Origin of the sequence: Actinomadura physcomitrii (genome assembly GCF_008923205.2) — a bacterium.
Classification (GTDB): Bacteria; Actinomycetota; Actinomycetes; order Streptosporangiales; family Streptosporangiaceae; genus Spirillospora; species Spirillospora physcomitrii.
This window is the reverse complement of the sequence record NZ_WBMS02000037.1, coordinates 77361-104153: the sequence shown is the minus strand read 5'-3', so window position 1 is coordinate 104153 and position 26793 is coordinate 77361. Positions and strand designations below refer to the sequence as shown.

The following is a 26793-nucleotide window of genomic DNA, read 5'->3' as shown; positions in this document are numbered from 1 at the left end:
GACGGCCAGCCCCGCGGCGGCCGCGGCGCCGGTGAGCAGGGAACGGCGGCTGATCTCGGACATGGCTCCTCCATCGGGGTGGTCTGCGCGCGCCCCGGCGCGGGCGGCTTCGCCCGCGGGCCGCCGTGCCGTACGCTCACTGCGGCCAGGGCGCCGGGCGGCGCGACGCACGCCTCGTCACGGCGTCGGGAGGGGAGCGGTCACGCCATCCTTAGCGAAACGGCAGCGTTTCTTTAAGGTGCGCCCACTGTAAGGACACGGCGGCGCCGCGGTCACTCACGGATCTGACGATTTCCCGGGAGAGAATGTGGGTTCGGAGACAAGACCCGCGGCCCGCAGGCGCAGCCGCATCTCCCCCGACCGCGCGGCCGAGCTGTACGCGCTCGTCCTCGACCGGCTCCGCGAGGTCGGCTACGACGCCCTCAGCGTGGAGGACGTCGCCGCGCGCGCCCGCATGAGCAAGGCCACCATCTACCGCCAGTGGGGCGGCAAGCCCGAACTCGTCATCGCGGCCCTGCGTTCGCTCGGCCCGCCGGAGATCGACGCCGCCGACACCGGGAACCTGCGCGACGACCTGAAGGCCTACATCGGGCGGTACCACCAGCTGGCCGCCCTCGACCGCGGCATGAACCGGGCCGTCGCCCACGCCATCCACCGCGACCCCCGGCTGATGGACGCCGTCCGGCAGGCCGTCGTCGAACCCGGGCTCGCCGCGCTCGACACCGTCCTGTCCCGCGCCGTCGCCCGCGGCGAGGTCCCCGCCGGCTGCAAGGCCCTCCCGTACGTCAAGTACATGCTGCTGGGCACGCTGCACGGCGGGGCCGTCCTCGACGAGGACGTCGACATCGCCTTCCTGCACGGCTACATCGACCACGTGATCGCGCCCGCCCTCGGCCTGCGCGACCCCCGGGACGGACCCGCGGCGAGGCCGGACCGCTGACGACGGCGCCGGATCGGTACCGCTCTGTCACACCGGGTCGCTATCGTGCCTCGCGATGACAGGGGAACGATCATGGGGGAGCGGCCCGCCGGACGGGCCCGTCCTGGCGGACCTGCGCCGCCTGCTCGCCGAGGAGCACGCCGACCCGGAGGCGGTCGAGGAGGCCCGGCGGCGCAGGGAGGCCGCGCTGCTGGACTTCGGGGTGAGCGAGAGCGCGGTGGCGTCCTGGCTGTACGCCAAGTGCCACCACCACACACGAGGCGAGGTCGCCGGGCTCCTCGCGGAGCCGGCGCTCGAGGTCCGCCGGGTTTTGCACGTTTCCCACAACTCGGGCCGCGCAGTGTGCGATGTCAGCGACATGGAGCTACTCGCGGGTAACCGGAAGGGTGGGCACAGCCGAGAGCCGTCGTTCCCGGCGGACAGCGTGGTCTACAGGAGGGCTCGGACGGGTGTTCAGACGTGTCGCCATCGTCAATCGCGGTGAGGCCGCCATGCGGCTCATCCACGCCGTGCGGGACATCGCCGCGGAGACCGGGAACCGCATCGAGACCGTCGCCCTGTACACCGACGTCGACCGGACCGCCACCTTCGTGCGCGAGGCGGACCTGTCCTACGACCTCGGCCCCGCGTCCGCGCGCCCGTACCTCGACCTGAAGGCGCTCGAACGCGCGCTGGTCGAGACCGGCGCCGACGCCGCCTGGGTCGGCTGGGGCTTCGTCGCCGAGGACCCGGCGTTCGCCGAGGTGTGCGAGAAGGCCGGCGTCACGTTCGTCGGGCCGAGCCCGGAGGCGATGCGCCGGCTCGGCGACAAGATCGGCGCGAAGCTGATCGCCGAGGAGGTCGGCGTCCCGGTCGCGCCGTGGAGCCGCGGCGCCGTCGAGACCCTGGACGCCGCCCGCGCCGCCGCGGCCGAGATCGGCTACCCGCTGATGCTCAAGGCGACCGCCGGCGGCGGCGGGCGCGGCATCCGCGTGATCACCAGCGAGGCCGAGCTCGACGGCGCCTACGAGCGCACCAGCCAGGAGGCCGCGCGCGCGTTCGGCAGCGGCGTCGTCTTCCTGGAGCGCCTGGTCACCGGCGCCCGGCACGTCGAGGTGCAGGTGATCGCCGACGGCGAGACCGCGTGGGCGCTCGGCGTGCGCGACTGCTCGGTGCAGCGCCGCAACCAGAAGGTCATCGAGGAGTCGGCGTCGCCGGTGCTGCCGCCCGCGCGGGCCGCCGAGCTGAAGGCGTCCGCCGAGCGGCTCGCGGTCGCGGTCGGCTACCGCGGCGCCGCGACCGTCGAGTTCCTCTACCACCCGGGCGAGGATCTGCTCGCGTTCCTGGAGGTCAACACCCGGCTGCAGGTCGAGCACCCGATCACCGAGTCCACCACCGGGTTCGACCTGGTCAAGGCGCAGCTGCACGTGGCGTCCGGCGGACGGCTGGAGGGCGCGCCGCCGGTGGAGCGCGGGCACGCCGTCGAGGCCCGGCTGAACGCCGAGGACCCCGACCGCGACTTCGCGCCGTCCCCGGGCCGCATCGCCCGGCTGGACCTGCCCGCCGGGCCCGGCGTCCGGGTGGACACCGGCGTCGCCGCGGGCGACACCATCCCCGCCGACTTCGACTCGATGATCGCCAAGATCATCGCCTACGGCCGGGACCGCGACGAGGCGCTCGGCCGGCTGCGCCGGGCGATGGCGCAGACCACCGTCATCATCGAGGGCGGCGCCACGAACAAGAGCTTCGTGCTCGACCTGCTCGACCGGCCCGAGGTGCTCGACGGCAGCGCCGACACCGGCTGGATCGACCGCGTCCGCGGCGAGGGCGGCCTCGTCACGCACCGGCACTCCGGCGTCGCGCTGGCCGCCGCGGCCATCGAGGCGTACGAGGCGGAGGAGGCCGCCGGGCAGCGCCGGCTGCTGTCCACGGCGTCCGGCGGGCGCCCCCAGGTCCGGCACGAGAGCGGCCGGCCCCTCGACCTGAAGCTGCGCGGCGCCGGCTACCGGGTGTGCGTCGCGCGGATCGGCGCGCAGCGGTTCCGCGTCGGCATCGAGGCGGGCGGCGACGGCGTCCGCACCGCCACCGTCGAGCTCGACCGCTTCGACCGGCACACCGGCCAGATCTCCGTCAACGGCGCCCGGTACCGCCTGGTCACCGGCACGCACGGGCCGGTCCACCTGGTCGAGGTCGACGGCGTCACGCACCGGGTCAGCCGGGACGAGGGCGGCGTCGTCCGCTCGCCCGCGCCCGCGCTGGTCGTCGCGACGCCGCTGGAGGTCGGCGCCGAGGTCGAGGCGGGCGCGCCGGTGCTGGTGCTGGAGAGCATGAAGATGGAGACGGTGCTGCGCGCGCCGTTCAAGGCGCGGCTGAAGGAGTGCGTGGTCTCCGTCGGCGGCCAGGTGGAGACCGGCGCGCCGCTGCTGCGGCTGGAGCCGCTGTCCGACGGCACCGAGGCCGAGGACGTCGCCGCCGGGGCCGTCGAGCTCGACCTGCCCGCCGAGCCCGCCGCGGTCCCGGCGCGCGAGCGCGCCGCGCGCGGCCTGGAGGAGCTGCGCAGCCTGCTGCTCGGCTTCGACGCCGACCCGCACGACGAGCGCCGGGCGCTCGACGGCTACCTCGCCGCGCGCGGGGCCGCCGCCGCGGACGGCCACCGGGCCGCGGAGGAGGAGCTCGCGCTCATCGACGTGTTCGCCGACCTCGCCGAGCTGACCCGCGACACCCCGGCCCCGGGCGCCGAGGGCGGCGACGGGACGGGCGGCGGCCACGTGCACAGCGCCCGCGAGTACTTCCACACCTACCTGCAGAGCCTCGACGTCGAGCGGGCCGGCCTGCCGGCGGAGTACCGCGCCCGGCTCGCCAAGGCGCTCGGCCACTACGGCGTCACCGACCTGGAGCGCTCGCCGGAGCTCGAGGCCGCGGTGTTCCGGATCTTCCTCGCCCAGCAGCGCGCGTCCACCGACGCCGCCGTCGTCACGGCGCTGCTGCGCGAGTGGCTGCAGGAGCCGCCGCCGGAGGAGGCGCTGCGCGAGCCCGTCGGCCTCGCGCTGGAACGCCTCGTCGCCGCGACGCAGATGCGCTTCCCGGTCGTCTACGACCTCGCGTGCGGCGTGGTGTTCGCGTGGTTCGCGCAGCCGCTGCTGCGCCGCAACCGCGCCCGCGTCTACGCCTCCGTCCGCCGGCACCTGCGCCACCTGGACGCGCACCCGGACGCCCCGGACCGCGCCGAGCGCATCGCCGAGATGGTGCGCAGCACCGAACCGCTCGTGCGGCTGCTCGGGCAGCGGCTCGTCCGCCACGACCTCGACAACTCGGTCATGCTGGAGGTGCTGACCCGCCGCTACTACGGCAACAAGGGCCTCACCGGCGTCCGCACCGTGCTTACCCCCGACCAACACAACCCCGACCGACCTCCCGTCACCCCGGAGGCCGGCGACGGCGCGGGCTGCGCGTTCGTGGTCGCCGAGCGCGCGGACTCGTCGGTGGCGTCGGCCGCGGTCCGGTTCGAGGAGCTGGGCGGCGCGCTGCGCGGGCTCGCGGCGCTCGCCGGCGGCGCGGACGCCATCGACGCCGACATCTACCTCGCCTGGGAGAACCAGCCCGAGGACTTCGACGCCATGGCCGCCGCGCTGCAGGAGGTCATCGCCGCGCATCCGCTGCCGCCGCGGGTCCGCCGGCTCACCGCCACCGTCGCGGGCAGCGCCGGCGCGGTGATGCACCACCACTTCACGTTCCGCCCGTCCGCCACCGGGATGGCGGAGGAGCGGCTCATCCGCGGCCTGCACCCCTACATCGCGCAGCGGATGCAGCTGGAGCGGCTGAACAGGTTCGACCTCACCCGGCTCCCGTCGGCGGACGAGGAGGTCTACCTGTTCCAGTGCGTGGCGCGCGACAACCCGTCCGACGACCGCCTCGTCGCGTTCGCGCAGGTCCGCGACCTGACCGAGCTGCGCGACAACGAGGGCCGGCTCGCGACGCTGCCGATGGCGGAGTACTCCATCGCGACCTGCGTCGACTCGATCCGGCGCGCCCGGTCGCGGCGGCCGTCCAAGAACCGGTTCGACACCAACCGGATCGTGCTGTACGTGTGGCCGCCGATCGACCTCACCCGCGCCGAGCTGGAGATGATCGTCGGGCGGGTGCTGCCGACGACCGCGGGCGCCGGGCTGGAGGAGATCCTGCTCATCGGCCGGCAGCGGGACCGGAGCACCGGCGAGCTGACCAAGATCGCGGTGCGGCTGGCCTTCGACGCCGCGGGCGGCGTCGAGCTGACCGTCGGCGAGCCGTCCGGCGACCCGATCGAGCCGGTCGACGGCTACCGGCAGAAGGTGCTGCGCGCGAGCGCCCGCAACACCGTCTACCCCTACGAGCTGACCGCCATGCTGGGCGACTTCGTCGAGCACGACCTCGACGAGGACAACGCCCTGGTGCCGGTCGACCGGCCGAAGGGCCGCAACACCGCGGCGATGGTCGCGGGCGTCGTCACCACGCCGACCGACCGGCACCCGGAGGGCGTCACCCGCGTCGTGCTGCTCGGCGACCCGACGAAGGCGCTCGGCGCGCTGTCGGAGCCGGAGTGCCGCCGCGTGATCGCCGCGCTGGACCTCGCCGAGCGGATGCGGGTGCCGCTGGAGTGGTACGCGCTGTCCGCGGGCGCCCGGATCTCCATGGAGTCCGGCACCGAGAACATGGACTGGGTGGCCGCCGCGCTCAAGCGGATCGTCGAGTTCACCCAGGACGGCGGCGAGATCAACATCGTGGTCGCGGGCATCAACGTCGGCGCCCAGCCGTACTGGAACGCCGAGGCGACGATGCTGATGCACACCAGGGGCGTCCTCGTGATGACGCCGGACTCGGCGATGGTGCTGACCGGCAAGCAGGCGCTCGACTTCTCCGGCGGCGTGTCGGCCGAGGACAACTTCGGCATCGGCGGCTACGACCGGGTGATGGGCCCGAACGGGCAGGCGCAGTACTGGGCGCCGAACCTGACCGCCGCGCGCGACATCCTCATGGCGCACTACGCGCACACCTACGTCGCGCCCGGCGAGCGGTCCCCGCGCCGCGTCCCGACGGCCGATCCGGCGGGCCGCGACGTCTCCGGCTTCCCGCACGTCGTGGAGGGCAGCGACTTCACCACCGTCGGCGAGATCTTCTCCGCCGAGGCCAACCCGGACCGCAAGAAGCCGTTCGACATCCGCACCGTCATGCGGGCGCTGTCCGACCAGGACCACCCGGTGCTGGAGCGCTGGGCGGGCATGGCCGACGCGGACACCGCGGTCGTGCAGGACGTCCACCTCGGCGGCGTCCCGGTGTGCCTGCTCGGCATCGAGTCGCGGCCGGTGCCGCGGCACGGCTTCCCGCCCACCGACGGCCCGGACGCCTACACCGCGGGCACGCTGTTCCCGCGGTCGTCGAAGAAGGCCGCGCGGGCGATCAACGCGGCCAGTGGCAACCGGCCGCTGGTGGTGCTGGCGAACCTGTCCGGCTTCGACGGCTCGCCGGAGTCGATGCGCAAGCTGCAGCTGGAGTACGGCGCGGAGATCGGCCGCGCGATCGTCAACTTCCGCGGGCCCATCGTGTTCTGCGTGATCTCGCGGTACCACGGCGGCGCGTTCGTGGTGTTCTCCAAAGCGCTGAACCCGAACATGACCGTGTTCGCGCTGGAGGGCTCGTTCGCCTCGGTGCTCGGCGGCGCGCCCGCCGCCGCGGCGGTGTTCGCCCGCGACGTCGACGCGCGCACGGCCGCCGACCCCCGCGTCCGGGAGCTGGAGGCCCGCGTGGCGGCCGCCACCGGCCCCGGCCGCGCCACGGTGACCGCGGAGCTCGACGAGCTGCGCTCGGCGGTCCGCGCCGAGAAGCTCGGCGAGGTCGCGGCGGAGTTCGACCGCGTGCACGACATCCGCCGCGCGGTCGAGGTCGGGTCCGTCGACGCCGTCATCGGCGCCGCGGAGCTGCGCCCCCGGATCATCGAGGCGATCGAGGCCGGGCTCGCCCGGAGCTGAGCCGGGGGCGCCTCGCCGGAGGCTTGTCCCCAGGTCAGCGGGGTACCAGCTGGAATGTGCCGGCGCGCGTGCCGGGGACGTGAGCCCGAAGTGCGCGCGCCGGATACAGCCTGGACACACGCCGGCTACGGGGGAGCGCGCGATGGGCAGGGGATCCGGCGGGAACGACGCCGAGGCGGACATGGCGCGCCGCGTCAGGCGTGTCGGCACCGGCGCGAGCGGCGAGCGCGGGACGCTCGGCGACCGCACCGAGACCGGCGGCGCCCGCAAGGACGTGGCGCGCCGCCTCAAGCACATGGGGACCGGCGGGCGCGCGGACGCCGGCGACGTGGCGCCGGACACGGCCCCCCGGATCAAGGACGCCCAGGCGGACGTGCGGCGCCGCGTCCAGCACGTCGGGACGGGCTCGACCGCGGACGCCGGGACCCTCGAAACGGGCAAGGCGCCCGGCACCGACGGCGCCCGCAGGGATGTGGAGCGCCGCGTCCGGCGGATCGGGACCGGCGCGTCCGGCACCGCCGGCGAAGCCCTGAAGGGCCGCCCGCCGCGCTGAGCCGGTGCCCGCCCCGAACCGCGCGGTTTCCGGGTTCGTAGGGGAGGCGTTACGCCCCTTTTGCAGCGCGCCGACCGAGCGCCGCGCCACGGTGCCGCCTAATAGAGGGGGAAGGGAAGGGCCGACGGCGACCGGGGGGTGACGGCAGGGTGCGTCCGCGTTTCGCGCCGGCCTCGATCCGGGCGCGCACCGCCCTGGCCATGACGGGCGTCTCGCTGCTGGTCTACGCGGTCATCGGGATCGGCGTGGACACCGCCGTCCGCGACCGGATCGAGCGGGACGCCTTCCGCGACACCCGGCGGGCCGCCACCCTGTGGATCGGCACGATCCGCTCGCCCACCCCGCCGCCGCCGCTCACCGGTGTGCGCGTCCCCTACCTGCAGCTCGTCGACGCCTCCGGGAGCGTGGTGTCGGCGAGCCGGGCGGCGAGCGGGCTGCCCGCGCTGAGCACGCTGAAGCCGCCCTCCGGCGACCAGATCCAGAGCCGCGTCCAGTGCGGGAACGGGCGGTGCCTGGTGATCACCGCAAGCCGCGTCTCCCCGGAGAAGGCCGCCCGGCTGTGGAACGGCCAGACCCACATCGTCTACGCGGCGTTGCCGCGGTCCCCGCTGCTCGGCACGCACCGGCTGGAGGCTCTCGTCGCCGCGGGCGTCCTCGCCGCCGCCCTGCTCACGGGATGGGCGACGTGGGCGCTGGTCGGTCGCACGCTGCGGCCCGTCGAGGCGATGCGGACGCGGATCGCCGAGATCACCATCAGCGACCTCAGCCTGCGCGTGCCGCAGCCGTCCGGCGACGACGAGATCGCCCGGCTCGCGCGCACCGCGAACCAGACCCTCGCCCGGCTCCAGGACGCGATGGAGCGCCAGCGCCGGTTCGGCTCGATGGTCTCCCACGAGCTGCGCCGCCCGCTCACGGGCCTGCGGACGCAGCTGGAGGAGGTGCTGCTGTTCCCCGAGGCCGACGCGCGCCGCGGCGTCGAGGACGCGCTCGCCTCCGCCGAGCGGCTCCAGGCGATCATCGACGAGATGCTGATGCTCACCCGCGTCAGCACCGGGCCCCGGGCGGTGGAGCGGGTCGGGCTGGCCGCCCTGGCCCGCGAGGAGGCCGCCAGGCGCGGCGGCGGGCCGCCCGTGCGGGTCAGCGCCGATGAGGAGCTCGCCGTCACCGGCAACCGGGTCCAGCTCGCCGGCGTGCTGGCCAACCTGCTGGTCAACGCCCAGCGACACACCCGCACTGACGTGCGGGTCACGGTGCGGCGCGCGGACGACGACGCGATGGTCACCGTCGAGGACGACGGCGGCGGGATCGCGCGGGCCGACCGGGAGCGCGTCTTCCAGCCGTTCACCCGGCTGTCCGAGGGCCGCCGCCGCGATCCCGGCGGCAGCGGCCTCGGCCTGGCGATCTGCCGCGCCGTCGCCGAGACCCACAACGGCGCCCTCCACGTCGAGGACTCCCCGCGCGGCGCGCGGTTCGTGCTGCGCCTGCCCCTGGCGTCGCCCGACGCCTGACCCGGCGGGCGGGTGGCGCGGTGCGGCCGGTCATCTGCAGTGGAAGCCGAAGAGCTCGCGGACGTACGCGCCGGACGGGTCGTGGGGCAGGTCGGGGTCCGGCCGGCAGGTGACCGTCACGGGCTTCGCCTTCTCCGGGACGTAGCCGCGGATGGTGAAGGTGCCGTGGATGTCGCCGGGGGCGCGGGAGCCGGCCTTCTCCGGCCGGCAGCCGCGCACCCCGCGGGCGAGCCCGCTGGTGGACAGGACCAGCTTCGAGCAGCTGAAGTCGGCGGCGGGCCGGCCCGGCCGCGCGGCGGCGGACGCGGCGGTCGCGGTGATCGGCCCGGTCGTCGCGGCGGCCAGCGAGGCGGCCGTGAGCATGCGCAGGCAGGAGAGCATGGAAGACGTCCTAACTGCCGGGGCCGGCGGGTCCTGGACCCGTGCCGGCCTGACCTTGAGACTTCTGTGTCATGCCGTCAGCGGGGCGTCCTACCCCGCTTCCGGCGGCTCTCACCGGCTTCCGGAGGAACTTGAGAATCGGGTGAAACACCCTTATCGGGCGGCAGTCCCCATGCCGGGGGCGGGGTCAGAGCTGGACGCGGCCGGTGAGCCAGGCCTTGACGAAGTGCTCCAGGGACGGTGCGACGCAGCGCCGGTTGTCGGTCCGGTGGTCCCAGACGAAGATGTCGGGCCGTCCCTCCGGGACGAGGGCGTAGGCGAACAGGTTGCCGTCGCCGGGGGCGTCGGAGAAGAACAGCAGCTGGTCGAACGCCATGTAGAGCCGCTTCAGGGCGGGGTAGGTGCGCATCTCCAGGTTGCCCTGCAGGAGCTGCTCGGCGGAGAAGATGAGGTTGTAGCCGTTGGCGTCGACCACGCCGTCGGTCTCGCCGAGCAGCTCGGCCAGATCGTCGGGGAGCAGGTGCCCCAGGCTCTCCTCGACGCGCTGCAGCTCCCGCTCCGCGGCGGGCGGGGCGAAGCGGGCCTCGCGGGTGTGTTCGTCGATCAGCTCACGCCACATTCGCGAATCATGACGAAAGGGAACCCGTGCCGTCCAGCCGACGGGCCGGAGCCCCTGACGACGGGCTCCGCGCCCCTTGCCGGACCGCCGCTCCGGTCTCAGCCGGCCTTGAGGGGGACGGGAACGCGGTCGCGGAGCTCGTCGATCGTGATCCCGAAGGTCTCGCGGACCGACGCGCCGTCCGGGCCGACGTCGATGACGGCGACGTCGGTGTAGATCCGGCTGACGCAGCCGACGCCGGTCAGCGGGTAGGTGCACGCGGGCACCAGCTTCGACTCGCCCTGCTTGTCGAACAGCGTCATCATCACGAAGACCTGCTTGGCGCCGATGGCCAGGTCCATCGCGCCGCCGACGGCCGGGATGGCGCCGGGCTCGCCGGTGCTCCAGTTCGCGAGGTCGCCGGTGGCCGACACCTGGAACGCGCCGAGCACGCACACGTCGAGATGGCCGCCGCGCATCATCGCGAACGAGTCCGCGTGGTGGAAGTACGACGCGCCGGGAAGCTCGGTCACCGGGACCTTGCCGGCGTTGGTGAGGTCCGGGTCGATCTCGTCGCCGGTCGCGGCGGGGCCCATGTTGAGCATGCCGTTCTCGGTGTGCAGGACGACGCCCGAGCCGTCCGGGAGGTGGTCGGCGACCTTGGTGGGGCGGCCGATGCCGAGGTTGACGTACGAGCCCGCCGGGATGTCGCGGGCGACGACCGCGGCCAGCTCGTCCGGGGTGAGGGCCATGTCAGCGCGCTCCTTGGACGGTGTAGTGGCGTTCCTCGACCCGCACCACGCGGTCGACGAAGATGCCGGGCGTGACGACCGCCTCCGGGTCGAGCTCCCCGGCCGCGACGACGCCGCCCACCTGCACGATCGTGGTGGCCGCGGCCGTCGCCATGACCGGCCCGAAGTTGCGGGCGGTCCTGCGGTAGACGAGGTTGCCCATCGTGTCGGCGCGGTGGGCGCTGATCAGCGCCACGTCGCCCTTGATCGGGTACTCCAGGAGGTGGACGCGCCCGTCGATGGTCCGGGTCTCCTTGCCCTCGGCCAGCGGGGTGCCGGCGGCGGTCGGGCAGTAGAAGGCGCCGATGCCCGCGCCCGCCGCGCGCATCCGCTCGGCGAGGTTGCCCTGCGGCACGACCTCCAGCTCGATCCGCCCGGCCCGGTACAGCTCGTCGAAGACGTAGGAGTCGCTCTGCCGGGGGAACGAGCAGATCACCTTGCGGACGCGTCCGGCCTTGAGCAGCGCGGCCAGCCCGACGTCGCCGTTGCCGGCGTTGTTGGACACGATGGTGAGGTCCTTCGCGCCCTGCCGGATCAGCCCGTCGATCAGGTCGAACGGCATGCCGGCGAAGCCGAAGCCGCCGACCAGGACGGTGCTGCCGTCCGCGATGCCGCGGACGGCCTCGTCGACGCTCTCGGCGATCTCCGTGCGGCTCACGCGCCCGCCCCCGCATTTTCCAGGACGACGGCGAGGCCCTGCCCCACGCCGATGCAGATGGCGGCGACGCCCCAGCGCTCACCGCGCTCGCGGAGCACCTTCGCGAGCGTGCCGAGGACGCGCGCGCCGCTGGCGCCGAGCGGGTGACCGATCGCGATCGCGCCGCCGCGGGTGTTGACGATCTCCGGGTCGACGCCCCAGGCGTCGACGCAGACCAGCGACTGGACGGCGAACGCCTCGTTCAGCTCGACGGCGCCCACCGCGTCCCAGCCGATCCCGGCGCGCGCGAGGGCGCGGTTCGCCGCCTCGACGGGGGCGTAGCCGAAGTCCTGCGGGTCGAGCGCGAACGCGCCCCGCCCGGCGATGCGCGCGATCGGCTCCAGGCCGATCCGGCCGGCGGCCGCGGCGGAGCCGAGCAGCAGCGCCGAGGCGCCGTCGCTCAGCGGCGAGGCGTTGCCGGCGGTGATGGTGCCGTCCGGGCGGAAACTCGGCTTCAGCGCCGCCAGCTTCTCCGGCGAGGTGTCGGCGCGGATGCCCTCGTCGCGCTTCAGCCCCTCGACCGGCACGACCAGGTCGTCGTAGAAGCCGTCGTCCCAGGCCGCCGCCGCGAGCCGGTGCGAGCGCAGGGCGAACGCGTCCTGCCGTTCGCGCTCGACGCCGTACTTCTCCTGGAGCAGCTCGTTGGCCTCGCCCAGCGAGACCGTCCACTCCTCCGGCATGCGCTCGTTCACCAGCCGCCAGCCGAGCGTCGTCGACACGGCGGTGACGTTCCCGGCCGGGAAGCCCCTGGCCGGCTTCGGCAGCACCCACGGCGCCCGCGTCATCGACTCGACCCCGCCGGCCAGCACCACATCGGCGTCGCCGGTCTCGATCGTCCGGGACCCGATCATCGCCGCGTCCAGGCTGGAGCCGCACAGCCGGTTGACGGTCGTGCCGGGCACGCTCGTCGGCAGCCCGGCGAGCAGCGCGGCCATCCGGCCGACGTTGCGGTTCTCCTCGCCCGCGCCGTTCGCGTTGCCCCACACGACCTCGCCGATCTGCGCGGGGTCGAGCCCGGGCGCCCGCTCCAGCAGCGCGGTGATCACGCCCGCCGCCAGGTCGTCGGGCCGGACGCCCGCCAGGGCGCCGTTGAACCGCCCGAACGGCGTCCGGACGGCCGAGTACAGGTAGGTGCTCATGCCCTCGAGGCTAGGTGGCCTCCCTTGATACAGTGAAGTATCAATATTCGCTCTGATTGATATGCAGACAATATGGATCTCCGCCACCTGCGGTACTTCGTCGCCGTCGCCGAGGAACTCCACTTCGGCCGCGCCGCCGACCGGCTCAGCATGGCCCAGCCGCCGCTGTCACAGGCGATCCGCCGCCTGGAGAGCGACCTCGGTGTCGAGCTCCTGCACCGCAGCACCCGCCGGGTCGACCTCACCGACGCGGGCCGCGGCTACCTCGCCCGCGCCCGCGCGATCCTCGCCGAGGTCGACGAGGCCGCGCACGAGGCCCGCCGCATCGCGGCCGGAACCGTCGGCCACCTCACGATCGGCTGCGTCGGCTCCGCCACCTACAGCCTGCTGCCCGCCATCTCCCGCGGCCTGTCCCGCGAGCTGCCCGGCGTCGACTTCTCCTTCCGCGGCGAGATGCTCGTGCCCGACCAGGCCGCCGCGCTGCGCGCCGGAGAGATCGACCTCGCGCTGCTGCGCCCCCCGATCGCCGACCTGTCCCTCACCGTCCTGCCGCTGCGCCGCGACCGGCTCGTCGTCGCCGTCCCCGCCGACCACCCGCTCGCCGCGCTCCGCCGGGTGGAGGTCGCCGACCTCGCGGGCGCCGACCTCATCGTGCACTCCGCGGACCGCCGCTCCGTCATGTACGACGTCGTGCTCGGCCTCTTCCGCGACGCCGCCGTCGAACCCCGGATCCGGCACGAGGTCGGCGAGACCTCCACCCTGGTCACCCTCGTCGCGGGCGGGCTCGGCGCGGCGGTCGTCCCGGAGCCGGTGACGGCCCTGGACCTCGACGGCGTCGTCTTCCGCCCCCTCGCGCGTCCCGCCGTCACCGTCGACCTGGCCATCGCCCACCGGACCGGCCGGACCGAACCCCACCTCGCCCGGGCGGTGTCCGTCGTCCGGCGGCTCGTCCCGCACGCACCCGCGTGAGCCCGCGGCCGCGGACCCTGCGAAGCGGATCACCGCAGGTCAGGTGCCATGGCCGAAGAGGGCGCGTGGTTGTATGGGGCACATGGCCCGCAGCGACATCTGGGAGCACGGCAGCGACTCGCCCGTCCCCGCGGTCGCCGTGCTCGACGCCCGCGGCGACGTGGTCGGATGGTCCAAGGCCGCTGAAGAGATCCTCGGCTACCCGGCCGCGGAGATCCTCGGCCGGCCGGGCACGGACCTGCGCATGGAGCGCGACCGCGCGACCCGGATCTGGACGTGGCACGGCGGGCACGGCGACGACGACTACCGGATCGGCATGGTCGACCTGCGCCACCACGACGGTGACCAGATCGTCACGCACCTCGAGCGGATCCGGATCACCACCCCGGACGGGGCGCCCGCCTGGGTGATCGCGGCGATCCCCGCCTCCGCCCTCACCCTCGGCACGTCCGTGCTGGAACCGCTGCTCAGCGCGGCCCCCGTCGTGATGGTCGTCTGGGACACCGACCTGCGCTCGGTCTGGCGGAACGAGCAGGCGCAGCGGCTGGAGGGCTTCTTCCCCTGCTTCGAGGCCGGCCGGCCGCTGCCCGAGGCGCGCGGCGAGGACGACCCCCTCGTCCCGCCGGAACTCATCCGCGAGGTGCTCGACGGCGGAGACCCGGTCCTGGACCGCGAATCCCGGTGGGGCGGGACGGGCCGGGAACGCACGTTCTCGACCTTCCTGTTCCGCGTGGAGGCCCTCGACTCGCGTCCGCTCGGGGTCTGCCTGATGGCCATCGACATCACCAACAGCAGGGCGCGCGAGCGGCTGGCCCTGCTCCGCCGGGCCAGCGTCCAGATCGGCACCACCCTCGACGTCCAGCGGACCGCGCAGGAGCTCACCGACCTCGCCGTCCCGGCGTTCGCCGACTACGCCACCGTCGACCTCACCGAGGCCGTCCTGCCCGGGACCGAGCCGCTCGAGCGGCTCGCGGCCAACCAGAACGGGATCCCGGTGTTCCGCCGCGCGGGCCTCACCTCGATCCATGAGGGCGTCCCCGAGGCGCTGTGGCCGCTGGGGCAGCCGGTCTACGTGCCGCCCGGATCCCCGTTCACCAAGGTCCTCGCCACGGGCCGCTCGTACTTCGAGCCGGAGATGAACACCGCGCCCGGCAGCTGGCTCGACGAGGACCCGCACCGCGCCCGGGTCATCAGCGCCATGGGCATGCACACGCTGATCATCGTCCCGCTGCGGGCCCGCGGCAGCCTCCTCGGCATCGCCGTGTTCGTCCGCACCGACAACAAGGCCCAGTTCACCCGGGACGACCTCGTGCTCGCCGAGGAGCTGGCGGCCCGCGCCGCGCTGAGCCTGGACAACGCGCGCCAGTACACCCGCGAGCACGACGCGTCCCTCGCCCTGCAACGCCGGCTCCTGCCACGCAGGCTGTGCGGCGGGGACGTGATGGACCTGGCCTCGCGCTACCTGCCGTCCGACGTCCACCAGGGCGTCGGCGGCGACTGGTACGACACGATCCCGCTGCCCGACTCCCGCCTCGCCCTGGTGGTGGGGGACGTGACCGGACACGGGATCGACGCCGCCGCGAGCATGGGGCGCCTGCGCACCGCCATGCGGACGCTGGCCTACCTCGGCCTCCCCCCGGCCGAACTGCTCGCCCGCCTCGACGAGCTGTACGCCCGCCAGGACGAGGAGGAGCAGGGCGCGCTGTCGCCCATCGCCGCGACCTGCCTTTACGCCGTCTACGACCCGGCCACCCGGCGCTGCGCCATGGCGTCGGCCGGGCACCTCCCGCCCGCGATCGTCCGTCCCGGCGGCGGCGTGTTCTTCCCCGACCTCCCGGCGGGCACCCCGATCGGGCTCGGCCTCGGCGCGCACGAGTCCGCCGAGTTCGACCTCGGCGACGGGGCCCTGCTGGCCCTGTACACCGACGGCCTCATCGAGCGCCGCGACGCCGACCTCGACGACGGCATGCGGCGCCTCGGCGCCGCCCTGGCCCGGACCGGCGTCCCGCTGGACCGCCTCTGCACCAGCGTGATCGGCGCCATGGTGACGAGCGCCGCCGAAGACGACGTCACCCTCCTGCTGGCCCGCGCCCGGCCGTAGGGCCACCGGCCTCCGATCCCGGTGGCGCCGCGGGTCACTCCAGGTGGAGGTCCTTGGGGATCTGCATCGGGTGCAGGTCGGTGCGCGTCCGGACGTACCGCACCGAGTGGCGCCACCGGCCGTGCTCCGCCGCGGCGTCCACGCTGATCTCGACGACGAGGTCCGGGACGACCCGGACGTACGGGGTCGGCGCCTCCGTCCCGGGCAGTCCGCCGGCCCAGCCGGGCGGCAGGACCGCTGGCCACGGGTGGTCGTCCCCGGCGGGCGTCAGCAGGCCGGCGAGTTCGCGGCGCGCGGCCGGCGGCAGCGGACCGGAGCGCCCGACGACGCGCAGCCGCCCGTCGGGCCGGTGACGGCCGAGGATCAGCGTCTCCGGGGCGGCGGCGCCGCCCGTGACGCCGCCGACGACGGCTTCGGTGGTGGTGCGGTGCTTGACCTTCCACCAGCCGCGCCTGCCCTCCTGGTAGCGGCCCGACGCGGCCTTGACGACGAGGCCCTCGATGCCCTGCGCGGGCAGGATCTCGAACCACACCCGGGCCTCGCCCGCGTCGCGCAGCTGCGGGCACAGCACGATCGGGGAGGTGTCCGGCACGCCGGACAGGAGGTGTTCGAGGATGTTGCGGCGCTCGGACAGCGGCCTGGGCCGGTGGTCGGTCCCACCGGTCTCCAGCACGTCGAACACCACGTAATGGCACGGTTCGGTCAGCGCGAGCTCGCGGCGGCGGCGTCCGGCGACATGCCGCCGCTGCAACGCCGCGAAGTCCAGGCGCCCGTCACGTCCCCAGCGGACGATCTCGCCGTCGACCACGGTCCCCGGCGGCAGCGCGTCGAAGACGGCGAGCACGACCTCGGGGAACGCGTCGTTGAGGCTCTTCAGCCGCCGCGACCACAGCCGCACGCCGCCCTTGTCGTTCACGACCGCCAGCGCGCGGAACCCGTCCCACTTGGGCTCGTACCGGCACCCGCCGGGACAGGCCGCCTCGTCCGGAACGCGGTCGATCGCCGTCGCCGCCATCGGGACGACAGGCCCACCGATGCGCATAGCCGCCACCCCCTGAAGGGCGGCTACCCGCAACGCCGGCACGGACAGCGCGGCCACGGGATTCTTGACCGCGGCATGCCCGGCCCATTGCCCACCTAGGCGTGACGGGCGCGGCTGCGTCAGACGACCCCGGCCTCGGCGAGCCAGCGCCACAGCTCGTCCTGCCGGACGACCGTGACGCCGAGCTTCTCGGCCTTGCCGGTCTTCGCGGCGCCCACGTTGGCGCCCGCCAGCAGGTAGTCGGTGCTCGCCGACACCGACGAGGCGGTCGTCGCCGCCGCCTGCTCGACCAGGCGCGTCACGTCCGGCCGGCTGATCTTGGCGCCCGAGCGCGGGTCGGTGAACGCGCCGGTGATCACGACGGACCTCCCCTTGAGCGGCGAGTCGCCCGCGGCCGCCGCGTCGACCGGCCGGTCCTCGTCCAGGACGTCGAGGTTCACGCCGCGTTCGCGCAGCGCCGCGATCTCCTCCCGGACGTCCGGGCGGGCGAAGAACGCCACGATGCTCTCGGCGACCTTCGGCCCGATGTCGCGGATCGCCACCAGGTCCTCGACGGTGGCCGCCGCGACGTCCTCGATGCGCTCGTACCCGGCCAGGCACAGCCGCTTGGCCGTGCCCTCGGACGCCATCGGGATCGCCAGCCCGATCAGCGCCCGGCGCAGCCCCATGCCCTTGGACGACGCGATCGACTCGACCATGTTCCGGGCGCTGACCTCGCCCATCCGCTCGTAGCCGAGCAGCTGCCCGGCCGTCAGGTCGTACAGGTCGCTGCGGCGCCTGAGCACGCCCTCCTCGGCGAGCTTCTCGATCCAGACGTCGCCGACGCCCTCCATGTCGGCCGCCTGCCGCGACGCCCAGTGCATCAGCCGCCGCGTCGCCTGCGCCGGGCACTGCAGGTTCAGGCACCAGCGCTCCTCGCCGGTGCCGCGGACCTCCAGCTCCGAACCGCACGACGGGCAGTGCGCCGGCGGGACGATCTCGACCTCGCTCCCGTCGCGCCGCTCCGGCAGCGAGCGGCCCGCGAACGGGATCACGTCGCCGCGCCGCACCACCGCCACCGTGTCGCCGATCCGCAGGTCGCGCTCGCGGATCAGGCGCGGGTTGTGCAGGGTGATGTTCTCCACCGTCACGCCGCCGACGAACACCGGCGCGACCTTCGCGCGCGGCGGGACCCGGCCGATCTTGCCGACCGGCCACTCGACCGACAGCAGCGTCGTCAGCTTCTCCTCCGGCGGGTACTTGAACGCGATCGCGCCGCGCGGCTCGGCGCTGTTGAAGCCCGCCGCGTCGAACGCCGCGGGCTCGTGCAGCCGCACGACCGCGCCGTCGATGTCGTAGTCCAGCCCGTCGCGGCGGCCGCCGATCTCCTCGATCGCGGCCACCACCTCGTCGGCGGTGCCGCACACGTACTGCGCGACCGGCTCGAAACCGTCCGGGATCTCGATGGCGTCGCCGTCGCGGTCGGCGCCGAACGCGTAGAACCGCAGCACCCGCCTGGCCTGCGCGGCCGCCTCCGGGTCCTTCAGCACCAGCGTCCCTGCGGCGCCCGAGCGCGGGTTGGTCAGCGTCTTGTCCGGGTGCGCCTCGTTGTAGGCGGCCCACACCGACCGCAGCATCACCGCCTCGCCGCGGACCTCGACACGTCCGGGCGCCCGGATCGCGGCGGGCAGCCCCGGGATCACGTGGCGCACCTTCTCGGTCACCAGCTCGCCGACCGCCCCGGTGCCGCGGGTGGCGACATAGTCGAGCCGGCCATCGGTGTAGACGACGCTGAGCGAGAGCCCGTCGAGCTTCTCCGACACGCGGAACACCTGGCCGCCGAAGCGCTCGCAGAACGCGCGGATCTGCTCCTCGCTCGTCGCCTTCCCCAGCGACAGCATCGGCCGCGCATGGCGCACGGTCGGGCCGGTCAGCTCGGCCGGCGCGTTGACCTTGCCGAGCGGGCTGTCGGCCGGCTCCAGCTCGGGATGCTCGGCGACGAGCGCCGCCAGCTCGTCCTTCAGCGCGTCGTAGTCCGCGTCCGGCAGGGGGCTGTCGCCGGCGCCGTAGTACAGGTCGTTCAGCCGCCTGACCTCGGCGGCCAGCTCCGCGATGCGCTCTTCAACGTCCACGCTCCGATTAAACGCGACCCCACCGACAGTGCTCATCGCGCCTTGGACCACCGGCCCTACTCGGCGGCCGGCGCGTACACCAGCTCGAGGACCCCGGACGGGAAGGCCGTGCTCTTCACCAGGCGCAGGTTCAGCGGCCGGTGAAGCAGGCGGCCGGCAACTGCATGTTCGTGTGCGTGTCCCGCTCCAGCAGCCCCCGCCTCGTCCTGGGCCGACCACACGGGTTCAGGTGCTCGTCGCAGGGTCTCTGTTCTGCCGGAACGCGGTGGGCGTGCGTCCCGTGTAGCTCTGGAAGGCCCGGCTGAAGGCACTGGCGCTGTCGAAACCGACGGCGGTGGCGACGCTCGTGATCGTGGCCTCCTGATCGACGAGCAGCGTCATCGCGTGCAGGATCCTGCTGTGCAGGGCGTACTGCCGCCAGGTCATCCCGGTGGACGCGTGGAACCGGCGGCGCAGGGTCCGTTCCGAGACGCGGACCGCTTCGCAGACCTGGCGGAGGTCGACGGTGTCCAGATGGTCGTCGGTATGGCGCATCACGGCGGCGACGAGCGGATCGGTGCTGGTGGGAAGGTAGAAGGGCAGTTCGTACCGCAGCCCGTCCGACACCAGATGGGCCAGGGTCTCGAAGTAGCTGTCGGCGACCGGGTCGCTGGACGTCCGGTCGATGCGCCAGCGCAGCGCATAGATCATCATTTCGCGGAGCACCGGCTCCACCGGCAGGACGCGGGCGCGGCCCGCCCGGTCGTGCACGAGGGACGGCTCGAAGAACACCGACACGGTCTTGGCCGCCGCGAAGGTGCTCTTGTGCGCCAGCCCCGCGGGAATCCACACGGCCTGGCGCGGCGGGAGGCGGTAGCGCGCCACGGCGGTCTCCAGCAGCACGACGCCTTCGAAGGCGTATTCCAATTGGTGAAGATCGTGCGAGTGCCACGGCATATCCGGCGGAAGATCGCGCAGATCGCCTTCGAAGGCGTAGGACCCGGCGGCCATCCCGCCGTACCGCCCGGGCACCACCCGCCTGACATTGGCCGCCGAAGGCGCGAGAACGGCCGTTTCTGCAGAGCCGGCTGCCATGCCCGAACGGTACCAATGTCGCATGAACGAATCCCACCTGTCCTACCTGGCGAGCCCCGCGTGGGCCGAGACGTTGCGCACCGATCTGCTTCCCTGGCTGCGGCGCGTCGCCGACCTCGGTGACGACGTGCTGGAGATCGGTCCGGGGCCCGGTCTCACGACCGACCTGCTCCTGGAAACGACCGGCCGGGTAACGGCGGTCGAGGTGGATCCCGACCTCGCCGCCGGACTGCGCGAACGCCTTCGCGGAAGCAACGCGGAGATCATTCAGGGCGACGCCCGGACCGTCGAACTCGAAGAGGGCCGGTTCACCGCCGGGACGTGTTTCTCGATGCTGCACCACATGGAGTCGCCGCAGGCTCAGGACGAGTTGTTCGCCCGGCTCAGCCGTCTTCTGAGGCCCGGTGCCGCACTGATCGGCGTCGACTCGCTCGACACCGAAATGATCCGGCAAGGGCATCGCGGCGACACCTATGTCCCCGTCGACCCCGACACTCTCGAAGCGCGCCTGCACGCTGCCGGATTCGCGGACGTCACCGTGCACCGGTCGAACGCCCACCAATTCCGCTTCACCGCGAGAAAGCCCGCACCCTCCTCGTGACCGCGTCCGAAGGCGTCCGGTGAGGCGGCCCGCGGCCCGGTCATCTGCTGTCCCTGTTCCCGCTGAGCTGCGCCCGGTCGCCGGTTCCGGCCGCGTGCGGGGTTCGGCCGCCGGAGGGCAGGGCCGCCTCTTCGGCGTCGACGATCCGCCTCAGCTTGGGCACCTGGAGGCGGATCAGGCCCAGCGCTCCGGCGAGCAGGACGATCCCGGGCACCTCCTGGGCCCAGACCGCGTCGGCGACCGAGGCGGCGGTGAAGATGATGACCAGGCGCAGGACGGCGTAGGCCAGCATCCCGATCCCCACGGACGAGCTGAGGCGGATGTGGATGCGCCGGAACTCGGCCGAGCGGTCCCACACCGCCGCGTACGCGCGGGCGCGCACGGGGTCGCCCTTGGTGGCCATCGGCTCGGCCGCGGGGTAGGTGATCGGGCGCCCGGCCGCGCCCGAGGCCAGCAGCGCCCCTCCGCCGATGGCGAGGTAGAGCGCGCCGCGGGCCAGGACGAGCCGCGGGCTGTCGGTGGCCAGGGCGAGCCCGACCGACAGGACCAGTTCCGCGCAGACCAGGGCGCCGAGCAGGTCGGCGCGGCGCCTGCGGACGCTGTTGACGGCCGTGGTGACGGCGGCGGCCGAGCCCGCGACGGTGAGCGCCCGGACGTCGTCCATGCCCAGGGCGTGCAGCAGGAAGTAGCCGGCGGTCGGGACCACCAGATCGAGCAGCAGGGGGAGGAGGGTGGCGAGACGCTTCAACGGGTGCTCCTTAGCGGCCTTTCCAGCCGGGGGCGCTGGGAGGCGGCTCTTTCTCGTTGACGGCCTGTGCGGAGGCGCGGAACTTCTCCAGCAGGCGGGCCAGTTCCGTGACCTCCTCGTCGGTCCAGTCCGCGACGAAGGAGGCGAACCGGGTCTTGCCCTGCCGGGTGAGCCGGTCGACCGTCTCGCGCCCGGCATCGGTGAGGGTGAGGATCGACGCCCGCCGGTCGGCCGGATCGGGGCTCGCGGTGATGTACCCGGCCTTGGTCAGCGTCCGCAGCTGGTGGGTGACGGCCGAGCGGTGCACCTCGAGCCGGTCGGCGATCTGCGAGGGGCGGACGCCCCCGGAGGGGTCGTCCCGCTGGGCGGCGCCGACGACCTGCAGGACGGCGAGCGCGGCGGCGTCGGGGATCGCCCTGCGCGCGCGCCGCATGTTCTCCAGGACCGCGAACAGCGCCTCGGTCAGGCGCTGGACTCCCTCTTCGCGTGGTGGCATGGCCGTACCCTACTGATAGTTGGTTTAGTAAATCAACTATATCCCGGGATCGCCGGTGGTGCATCCGCTCCTTCTGGGCATGATCGAGATGATCGCGCGGCGGACGGGCACGGCCGTGTCCGGAGAGCGCCGCGATCCACGGGGGGATGACGGGTGGGGAAGACATCGGCGTTCACGGTGGCGCACGAGCCGATCGACCGGGTGGAGGGCGCGGTCGCCGGACTGGCGGGGAGGCGTCGATGGCCGAGGTGATCGTCGTCGGCGGAGGTGTCGGCGGGATGGTCGCCGCGCTGCTGCTGGCGCGGGGCGGCCACCGGGTCACGGTGCATGAGCGGCTGGACCGGCTCGGCGGGAAGCTCGCCGAACGCGAGCGAGACGGGTTCGTCTTCTCCCTGGGGCCGTCGCTGCTGACCCTCCCGGGGATCTTCCGCGAGCTGGGCGTCGCGCGCGAGATGGTGGAGCTGGACGAGCTGTGCCGCCACCGCTTCGCCGACGGGTCGCAGCTGCGCGCCTACCGCGACCCCGACCGGATGGCGGCGCAGGTCGAGCGGCTGGCCCCCGGCGAGGGGGAGGCGTGGCGCGCCTTCCACCGGTGGGCGGCGCGCTGCCTGGAGGCGTCGCGGCGGACGTTCTTCGCCGGGCCGCTGGGCCGCCGGCCCGAGCAGGCCCGGATCGGCGACCTGTTCGCGGTCGCGCCGGGCCGGACGCTGGACGGTCTGGCCCGCCGGTTCTTCCGCGACCCGCGGCTGCGGCAGTACGTCGGCCGGTACGCGACGTACGCGGGGTCGAGCCCGTACCGGGCGCCGGCCGCGCTCGGCTGCGTCCCGGCGATCGAGCACGGCGACGGGGGCTGGTACGTCCCGGGCGGGCTGCCCCGGCTCGCCGACGACCTGACCCGCCTGCTGGTCGAGGCGGGCGTCGACGTCCACACCGGCAGCGAGGTGGTGGAGGTGGTCGCCGACCGGTCGGCGGTGTCGGGCGTGGTGCTGGCGTCGGGAGAGCGGGCGAGCGCGGACGCGGTGGTGGTGAACGCCGACGCCGCCGCGCTGTACGGCCGGCTGCTGCCGGACCGGCGCAGGTCGCGGCGGATCGAGCGGCTCGGCCCGTCCTCGTCGGCGTTTCTGGTGCTCGCCGGTGTGGAGGGACGCACCGAGGGGCTGCCGCACCACTCCGTCGTCTTCTCGGCCGACTACCGGCGCGAGTTCGGCGACATCTTCGAGCGGCGGATACCGCCGGAGGACCCGACGGTCTACATCGGCTGCTCGGCGGTGGACGACCCGTCCCAGGCGCCGGCCGGGGCCGAGAACCTTGTGCTGCTGGTCAACGTCCCGGCCGGTGATCCGGGCCGCTGGCCGATGTCCGTGGACGCCTACCGCGACCTGGTGCTGGAACGGCTGGCGCTGCGCGGGCACGACCTGTCGGGTCGGCTGCGGTTCGCGGAGACGTTCAGCCCCGCCGACCTGCGCGACCGGTACGGCGCGTGGGGCGGGGCGATCTACGGGACCGCCTACCGGGGCGCGTTCGCGCCGTTCCGCAGGCCGGGCAACCGGGGGCCGCGGCGCGGGCTGTACCTGGTGGGAGGGTCGGCGCATCCGGGCGGCGGGCTACCGCTGGTCGCGATGGGCGGCCGGATCGTCGCCTCCCTCGTCGAGCAGGACCTTCCGGTGCGGAAGGACGTGCGGGTGGGATGAGGACGCTGACTCCGCTCCAGGCATGGGCCGCCGCGGTGGTGGCCGCCCGGCTGGCGCGCGGCCGGAACCGTCCCGCGCCCTTCGTGCCCGGTCACGCCGGCCCGCCGCCGCAGCCGGTCTCCGTGGTGATCCCGGCGCGTGACGAGGAGGCCCGGCTCGCGGCGTGCCTCCGGCCCCTGCTCGCCGATCCCGACGTGTCCGAGGTGATCGTCGTGGACGACGAGTCGCGCGACGGCACCGCCCGGCTCGCGGCGCGGCTCGGCGCGAAGGTCGTGTCAGGGGAGCCGCTGCCGGACGGCTGGGTCGGCAAGCAGTGGGCGCTGGACCAGGGCGTGCGCGCCGCCGCGGGCCCGATCGTGGTCCTGCTGGACGCCGACACGCGCCCGAAGCCGGGCCTGTGCGCGGAGCTGGTGTCGCTGCTCGACGCCTTCGACCTGGTGTCGGCCGGGCCGAGGTTCGTCTGCGGCGGCGTCGCCGAGCAGGCGCTGCACGCCTCGTTCCTGGCCGGCCTGGTCTACCGGTTCGGTCCCATCGGCCCGGCCGCCGCGTCGCCCGGCCGGCTCCTGCTCAACGGCCAGTGCCTGGCCTTCCGCAAGGCGCCGATGCTGCGGGCCGGCGGGTTCGCCCGGGTCCGCGGCCACCTCACCGACGACGTCGCCCTCGGCCGGCTGCTCGCCCGGGACGGCTGGCGGGTCGCCTTCCGGGACGCCGGCGCCCTGCTGGAGGTCGACATGCACGAGTCGGCCGCCGGCGTGTGGCACGAGTGGGGACGGTCGATCTCCCTGCGGGACGTGACCGCGCCCGGCGCGCTGGCGGCGGACCTCGCGGTCGTCTGGCTGACCCTCGCCCTGCCGGTGATGCGGCTGGCGAGGGGACGTCCGACGGCGCTGGACCTCGGCCTGCTCGCCCAGCGGTTCCTGCTGGCCACGGCGCTGCGCGGCAGCTACGCCAGGCCGGGCCCGGGGCTGGCGGTCTCGCCGTTCCTCGACGTCCTGACGGCGGTGCGGCTGACGTGGTCGGCGCTGCGGCCGTCGCGCACCTGGCGGGGACGGACCTACGCCCGTCCGGCGGTCACGCGCGGCGCCCGGCCACGGCGGCCTGACCGAAGCGCAGCCCGATGAGGCTCATGAGCGCACCGGTCCCCGCGACGTGCTCGGCGGGCGCGAACAGGAGCTGCAGCGCGGGCAGGGAGAAGACCGCGGCGCGCGTGCCCAAGGCGAACGAGCGCGACGCCAGGCCCACCCCGGCCAGCAGCGCGACACCGAGTGTGAACGCGGGCGGGCAGATCACCGCGAAACCGCCCGCGAAGGTGAGGATCGAGCGGCCGCCGCGCCGGCCCGCGAACGCCGGCCAGGCGTGCCCGGCCATCGCGGCGGCCACCGCCGCGTACACGGGGAGGACGCTCGCCCCGGCGACCGTCCCGAGCGCGCCCGTCGCGCCGCCGCCCGCGGCGAGCCCGACCAGGCCCGCGGCCGTGCCCTTGAGCAGGTCGCCGGCGAACACGGGGGCGGCGGCCCTCCAGCCGAGCTGCTCCATCATGTTCCAGAAGCCGGGGTTGCGGTCGCCGACGTCGCGCGGGTCGAAGCCGTGCGCGCGTCCGACGAGCACCGCGACCGGCACCGAGCCGAGCAGGTAGCCGCCGATGGACGCGCCGAGCACGGGAGCCGCCGATACCAGGGTCATCGCCTCGTTCCACCTCATCAGGTACGCGGGTGTAAACGCCATGCGGTACATGGCGTTCGACCGGCCGCTGCTGCGCCGCACTGCCGGGCTTCAGTTCTGGCGGCTGCTGGGCACGGGCCGAGGCCGGTCCATGAGCCTGGGCGCGGACCTGCGCCGCTGGGCCCTGTTCGCGGTGTGGGACGGGGAGCCCGCGCTGGAGGAGTTCCTCGCACGGTCGCCGGTGGCCGCACGGTGGGAGGAGGCCGAGGAGTCCTGGCATGTCCGGCTCGTACCGCTCGGGTCTCGCGGCCGGTGGGGCGGGCGCGATCCCTTCGCGGCCGGGATTCCTGTCAGCAAGCCCAGGACCGGGCCGGTGGCCGTGCTGACCAGGGCTTCGATCCGCCCGAGCCGGCTGGTGGCGTTCTACCGGTCGGTTCCGGACGTGGACCGGGAGCTGCGCCGGGAGGACGGCTGCCTGGCGTCGATCGGGGTGGGGGAGTGGCCGCTCGCCCGGCAGGCGACCTTCTCGCTGTGGGACGGCGACCCCGCCATCGCGCGGTTCGCCTACCGCACGGGCGCGCACCGCACCGTCATCGGACGCGTGCGCACGGAACGCTGGTACGCCGAGGAGCTGTTCGCCCGTTTCATCCCTTACGCGAGCCGGGGCACCTGGGACGGCCACGACCCGCTGCGGGCTCGCCGTACGGAGTGAGCGCCTCACGCGACCGGTCCCACGGGAGCGGCCGTTCTCGGGGAGGAGCGGCCGTCCACGGGCACGGGCCCGCCCCCGGCGGCCAGCTCTGACGCGACCACGCAGGCGCGCGCGATGGCGGTCGATCGCGACGAGCCGTGGCCCACGACGACCGTGCCTGCGAGCCCCAGCAGGGCGGCACCGCCGTGCGTGTCCGCGGTGTAGAGGCGTGCGACCTCCGCGAGCCGGTCGGGCGGGGCGATACCGGCTTCGGCGACCATTCCCAAGACCGTCCGGACGCAGCCCTCGATGTTCTTCAGCACGACGTTGCCGGTGAAGCCGTCCGTCACGACCACGTCGACCGTTCCGGCGAGCACGTCGTGCCCTTCGACGTTGCCGTGGAAGCGGGCGGGCAGGCCCGGCAGCAGCGCGGCGGCCTCCCGGGCGAGCCGGTTGCCCTTCCCCGGCTCGGCACCGATCGACAGCAGGCCCACCGACGGATCGGGCACGCCGAGGACATTCCGTGCGTACGCGGCGCCGAGCAGAGCGAACTGCCTGAGCATCTTCGGGGTCGGATCGGCGGTCCCGCCCGCGTCGACCAGCACGGTGGAACCGGACGGCGTGGGCAGCGCCACCGCCAGCGCCGGGCGCAGCACCCCCTCCCGCCGTCCGAACGCGCGGACCGCGCACGTCACCACGGCTCCGGTGGACCCGGCCGAGACGAACGCGGCACCTCGCCGGCGGGCGAGCGCGCACCCGACCGCGAGGCTCGACTCCGGCCGGGCGGCGGCCCGCGCGCCGCGCTCGGCCATCGGCACGACCTCGCCGGCGTGCTCGACCTCCACCTCCCCGGTCCCGCCGTGCCGCCGCAGTTCGCGGTGCAGGTCGTCCGCCCGGCCGACGAGGACGACCGGAACGCCGTGCTCGCGGCGCGCCGCCAGAGCCCCCGGCACCGTCTCGGCCGGTCCGTGGTCGCCGCTCATCGCGTCCAGCACCACCGGACGCGCCGTCCCGGCCAT

General features: G+C 74.3%; 23 protein-coding genes. 11 read left to right on the top strand and 12 right to left on the bottom strand.

Annotated features, from left to right (window positions below):
- Positions 1 to 307: 307 nt before the first annotated feature.
- From F8568_RS34810 to F8568_RS49945, 5 genes are all read left to right on the top strand, one after another.
- Positions 308 to 940 carry a TetR/AcrR family transcriptional regulator gene (locus tag F8568_RS34810; protein WP_151597914.1) on the top strand — a complete coding sequence of 211 codons (633 nt, stop codon included), beginning with the start codon at positions 308 to 310 and terminating at the stop codon, positions 938 to 940.
- Positions 941 to 995: 55 nt separating this feature from the next.
- Positions 996 to 1424 (top strand): hypothetical protein, encoded by a 429-nt coding sequence (locus F8568_RS48910; protein WP_151597913.1) that lies wholly within the window; start codon positions 996 to 998, stop codon positions 1422 to 1424.
- Positions 1390 to 6921, top strand: coding sequence for an ATP-binding protein (locus tag F8568_RS34805; protein WP_151597912.1), 5532 nt, complete (start codon positions 1390 to 1392; stop codon positions 6919 to 6921). The genes F8568_RS48910 and F8568_RS34805 overlap by 35 nt, the downstream gene beginning before the upstream one ends.
- 142 nt (positions 6922 to 7063) lie before the next feature.
- Positions 7064 to 7474 (top strand): hypothetical protein, encoded by a 411-nt coding sequence (locus F8568_RS34800; RefSeq protein WP_151597911.1) that lies wholly within the window; start codon positions 7064 to 7066, stop codon positions 7472 to 7474.
- Positions 7475 to 7623: 149 nt separating this feature from the next.
- On the top strand, positions 7624 to 8982 hold the full coding sequence (locus F8568_RS49945) for a HAMP domain-containing sensor histidine kinase (protein ID WP_151597910.1): 1359 nt from the start codon (positions 7624 to 7626) through the stop codon (positions 8980 to 8982).
- A 30-nt stretch (positions 8983 to 9012) separates the two neighbouring features.
- Here F8568_RS49945 and F8568_RS34790 read toward each other — a convergent pair whose 3' ends face one another.
- The 5 genes from F8568_RS34790 to F8568_RS34770 form a co-directional block, all read right to left on the bottom strand.
- Entirely contained in the window at positions 9013 to 9363 is a 351-nt protein-coding gene (locus F8568_RS34790; RefSeq protein WP_151597909.1) for a hypothetical protein, read from the bottom strand.
- A gap of 187 nt (positions 9364 to 9550) precedes the next feature.
- Positions 9551 to 9982, bottom strand: coding sequence for an SMI1/KNR4 family protein (locus F8568_RS34785; RefSeq protein ID WP_151597908.1), 432 nt, complete (start codon positions 9980 to 9982; stop codon positions 9551 to 9553).
- A gap of 98 nt (positions 9983 to 10080) precedes the next feature.
- Positions 10081 to 10713, bottom strand: coding sequence for a 3-oxoacid CoA-transferase subunit B (locus tag F8568_RS34780; RefSeq protein ID WP_151597907.1), 633 nt, complete (start codon positions 10711 to 10713; stop codon positions 10081 to 10083).
- 1 nt (position 10714) lies between these two features.
- The gene (locus tag F8568_RS34775) at positions 10715 to 11410 is read right to left on the bottom strand and encodes a 3-oxoacid CoA-transferase subunit A (RefSeq protein ID WP_151597906.1); all 696 of its coding nucleotides are present in this window, start codon (positions 11408 to 11410) and stop codon (positions 10715 to 10717) included.
- Positions 11407 to 12588 carry a thiolase family protein gene (locus F8568_RS34770; protein WP_151597905.1) on the bottom strand — a complete coding sequence of 394 codons (1182 nt, stop codon included), beginning with the start codon at positions 12586 to 12588 and terminating at the stop codon, positions 11407 to 11409. The genes F8568_RS34775 and F8568_RS34770 overlap by 4 nt, the downstream gene beginning before the upstream one ends.
- A 72-nt stretch (positions 12589 to 12660) precedes the next feature.
- On the opposite strand from F8568_RS34770, the gene F8568_RS34765 reads away from it, so the two are divergent.
- Together F8568_RS34765 and F8568_RS34760 are read left to right on the top strand one after the other, a co-directional pair.
- Positions 12661 to 13557 carry a LysR substrate-binding domain-containing protein gene (locus F8568_RS34765; RefSeq protein WP_151597904.1) on the top strand — a complete coding sequence of 299 codons (897 nt, stop codon included), beginning with the start codon at positions 12661 to 12663 and terminating at the stop codon, positions 13555 to 13557.
- A gap of 82 nt (positions 13558 to 13639) precedes the next feature.
- A complete protein-coding gene (locus F8568_RS34760) occupies positions 13640 to 15658 on the top strand; it encodes a SpoIIE family protein phosphatase (RefSeq protein ID WP_202125694.1) in 2019 nt (672 codons plus the stop codon).
- A gap of 34 nt (positions 15659 to 15692) precedes the next feature.
- Here the strand turns inward: F8568_RS34760 and F8568_RS34755 are convergent, their stop codons facing one another.
- The 3 genes from F8568_RS34755 to F8568_RS34745 all read right to left on the bottom strand — a co-directional run bounded on the left by F8568_RS34755 (position 15693) and on the right by F8568_RS34745 (position 19717).
- Positions 15693 to 16700, bottom strand: a complete 1008-nt coding sequence (locus tag F8568_RS34755; RefSeq protein WP_236009794.1) for an ATP-dependent DNA ligase — start codon at positions 16698 to 16700, stop codon at positions 15693 to 15695.
- A gap of 119 nt (positions 16701 to 16819) precedes the next feature.
- Complete coding sequence (ligA, locus tag F8568_RS34750) at positions 16820 to 18811, bottom strand: NAD-dependent DNA ligase LigA (protein ID WP_151597903.1); 1992 nt, start codon at positions 18809 to 18811, stop codon at positions 16820 to 16822.
- Between the two features lie 225 nt (positions 18812 to 19036).
- On the bottom strand, positions 19037 to 19717 hold the full coding sequence (locus F8568_RS34745; RefSeq protein WP_202125692.1) for a helix-turn-helix transcriptional regulator: 681 nt from the start codon (positions 19715 to 19717) through the stop codon (positions 19037 to 19039).
- Positions 19718 to 19835: 118 nt separating this feature from the next.
- On the opposite strand from F8568_RS34745, the gene F8568_RS34740 reads away from it, so the two are divergent.
- Positions 19836 to 20486, top strand: coding sequence for a class I SAM-dependent methyltransferase (locus F8568_RS34740; RefSeq protein WP_202125691.1), 651 nt, complete (start codon positions 19836 to 19838; stop codon positions 20484 to 20486).
- A gap of 40 nt (positions 20487 to 20526) precedes the next feature.
- Here the strand turns inward: F8568_RS34740 and F8568_RS34735 are convergent, their stop codons facing one another.
- Both F8568_RS34735 and F8568_RS34730 read right to left on the bottom strand, forming a co-directional pair.
- Positions 20527 to 21234: a VC0807 family protein gene (locus tag F8568_RS34735; protein ID WP_151597900.1), complete on the bottom strand. Its 708-nt coding sequence runs from the start codon at positions 21232 to 21234 to the stop codon at positions 20527 to 20529.
- A gap of 10 nt (positions 21235 to 21244) precedes the next feature.
- Entirely contained in the window at positions 21245 to 21730 is a 486-nt protein-coding gene (locus F8568_RS34730; RefSeq protein WP_151597899.1) for a MarR family winged helix-turn-helix transcriptional regulator, read from the bottom strand.
- A 239-nt stretch (positions 21731 to 21969) separates the two neighbouring features.
- Between F8568_RS34730 and F8568_RS34725 the strand changes: the two genes are divergently transcribed.
- Positions 21970 to 23421 carry a phytoene desaturase family protein gene (locus F8568_RS34725; RefSeq protein ID WP_151597898.1) on the top strand — a complete coding sequence of 484 codons (1452 nt, stop codon included), beginning with the start codon at positions 21970 to 21972 and terminating at the stop codon, positions 23419 to 23421.
- Positions 23418 to 24542, top strand: a complete 1125-nt coding sequence (locus F8568_RS34720) for a glycosyltransferase (RefSeq protein WP_151597897.1) — start codon at positions 23418 to 23420, stop codon at positions 24540 to 24542. The genes F8568_RS34725 and F8568_RS34720 overlap by 4 nt, the downstream gene beginning before the upstream one ends.
- Here F8568_RS34720 and F8568_RS34715 read toward each other — a convergent pair.
- Positions 24493 to 25146, bottom strand: coding sequence for a glycerol-3-phosphate acyltransferase (locus F8568_RS34715; protein ID WP_236009793.1), 654 nt, complete (start codon positions 25144 to 25146; stop codon positions 24493 to 24495). The two genes, F8568_RS34720 and F8568_RS34715, sit on opposite strands and share 50 nt — an antisense overlap.
- Here F8568_RS34715 and F8568_RS34710 point away from each other — a divergent pair.
- A complete protein-coding gene (locus F8568_RS34710) occupies positions 25145 to 25795 on the top strand; it encodes a spheroidene monooxygenase (protein WP_202125690.1) in 651 nt (216 codons plus the stop codon). The genes F8568_RS34715 and F8568_RS34710 overlap by 2 nt on opposite strands.
- A 5-nt stretch (positions 25796 to 25800) precedes the next feature.
- Here the strand turns inward: F8568_RS34710 and F8568_RS34705 are convergent, their stop codons facing one another.
- Positions 25801 to 26793, bottom strand: a complete 993-nt coding sequence (locus F8568_RS34705; RefSeq protein WP_151597895.1) for a phosphate acyltransferase — start codon at positions 26791 to 26793, stop codon at positions 25801 to 25803.

Excerpts from the sequence above, each read along its gene's own strand:
- F8568_RS48910 (WP_151597913.1), top strand. The coding sequence starts at position 996 with ATGACAGGGGAACGATCATGGGGGAGCGGCCCGCCGGACGGGCCCGTC.
- F8568_RS34800 (WP_151597911.1), top strand. The coding sequence starts at position 7,064 with ATGGGCAGGGGATCCGGCGGGAACGACGCCGAGGCGGACATGGCGCGC.
- F8568_RS34790 (WP_151597909.1), bottom strand. The coding sequence starts at position 9,363 with ATGCTCTCCTGCCTGCGCATGCTCACGGCCGCCTCGCTGGCCGCCGCG.
- F8568_RS34785 (WP_151597908.1), bottom strand. The coding sequence starts at position 9,982 with ATGTGGCGTGAGCTGATCGACGAACACACCCGCGAGGCCCGCTTCGCC.
- F8568_RS34780 (WP_151597907.1), bottom strand. The coding sequence starts at position 10,713 with ATGGCCCTCACCCCGGACGAGCTGGCCGCGGTCGTCGCCCGCGACATC.
- F8568_RS34770 (WP_151597905.1), bottom strand. The coding sequence starts at position 12,588 with ATGAGCACCTACCTGTACTCGGCCGTCCGGACGCCGTTCGGGCGGTTC.
- F8568_RS34765 (WP_151597904.1), top strand. The coding sequence starts at position 12,661 with ATGGATCTCCGCCACCTGCGGTACTTCGTCGCCGTCGCCGAGGAACTC.
- F8568_RS34760 (WP_202125694.1), top strand. The coding sequence starts at position 13,640 with ATGGCCCGCAGCGACATCTGGGAGCACGGCAGCGACTCGCCCGTCCCC.
- F8568_RS34755 (WP_236009794.1), bottom strand. The coding sequence starts at position 16,700 with ATGCGCATCGGTGGGCCTGTCGTCCCGATGGCGGCGACGGCGATCGAC.
- F8568_RS34730 (WP_151597899.1), bottom strand. The coding sequence starts at position 21,730 with ATGCCACCACGCGAAGAGGGAGTCCAGCGCCTGACCGAGGCGCTGTTC.
- F8568_RS34725 (WP_151597898.1), top strand. The coding sequence starts at position 21,970 with ATGGCCGAGGTGATCGTCGTCGGCGGAGGTGTCGGCGGGATGGTCGCC.
- F8568_RS34720 (WP_151597897.1), top strand. The coding sequence starts at position 23,418 with ATGAGGACGCTGACTCCGCTCCAGGCATGGGCCGCCGCGGTGGTGGCC.
- F8568_RS34710 (WP_202125690.1), top strand. The coding sequence starts at position 25,145 with ATGCGGTACATGGCGTTCGACCGGCCGCTGCTGCGCCGCACTGCCGGG.
- F8568_RS34715 (WP_236009793.1), bottom strand. The coding sequence starts at position 25,146 with ATGGCGTTTACACCCGCGTACCTGATGAGGTGGAACGAGGCGATGACC.
- F8568_RS34705 (WP_151597895.1), bottom strand. The coding sequence starts at position 26,793 with ATGGCCGGGACGGCGCGTCCGGTGGTGCTGGACGCGATGAGCGGCGAC.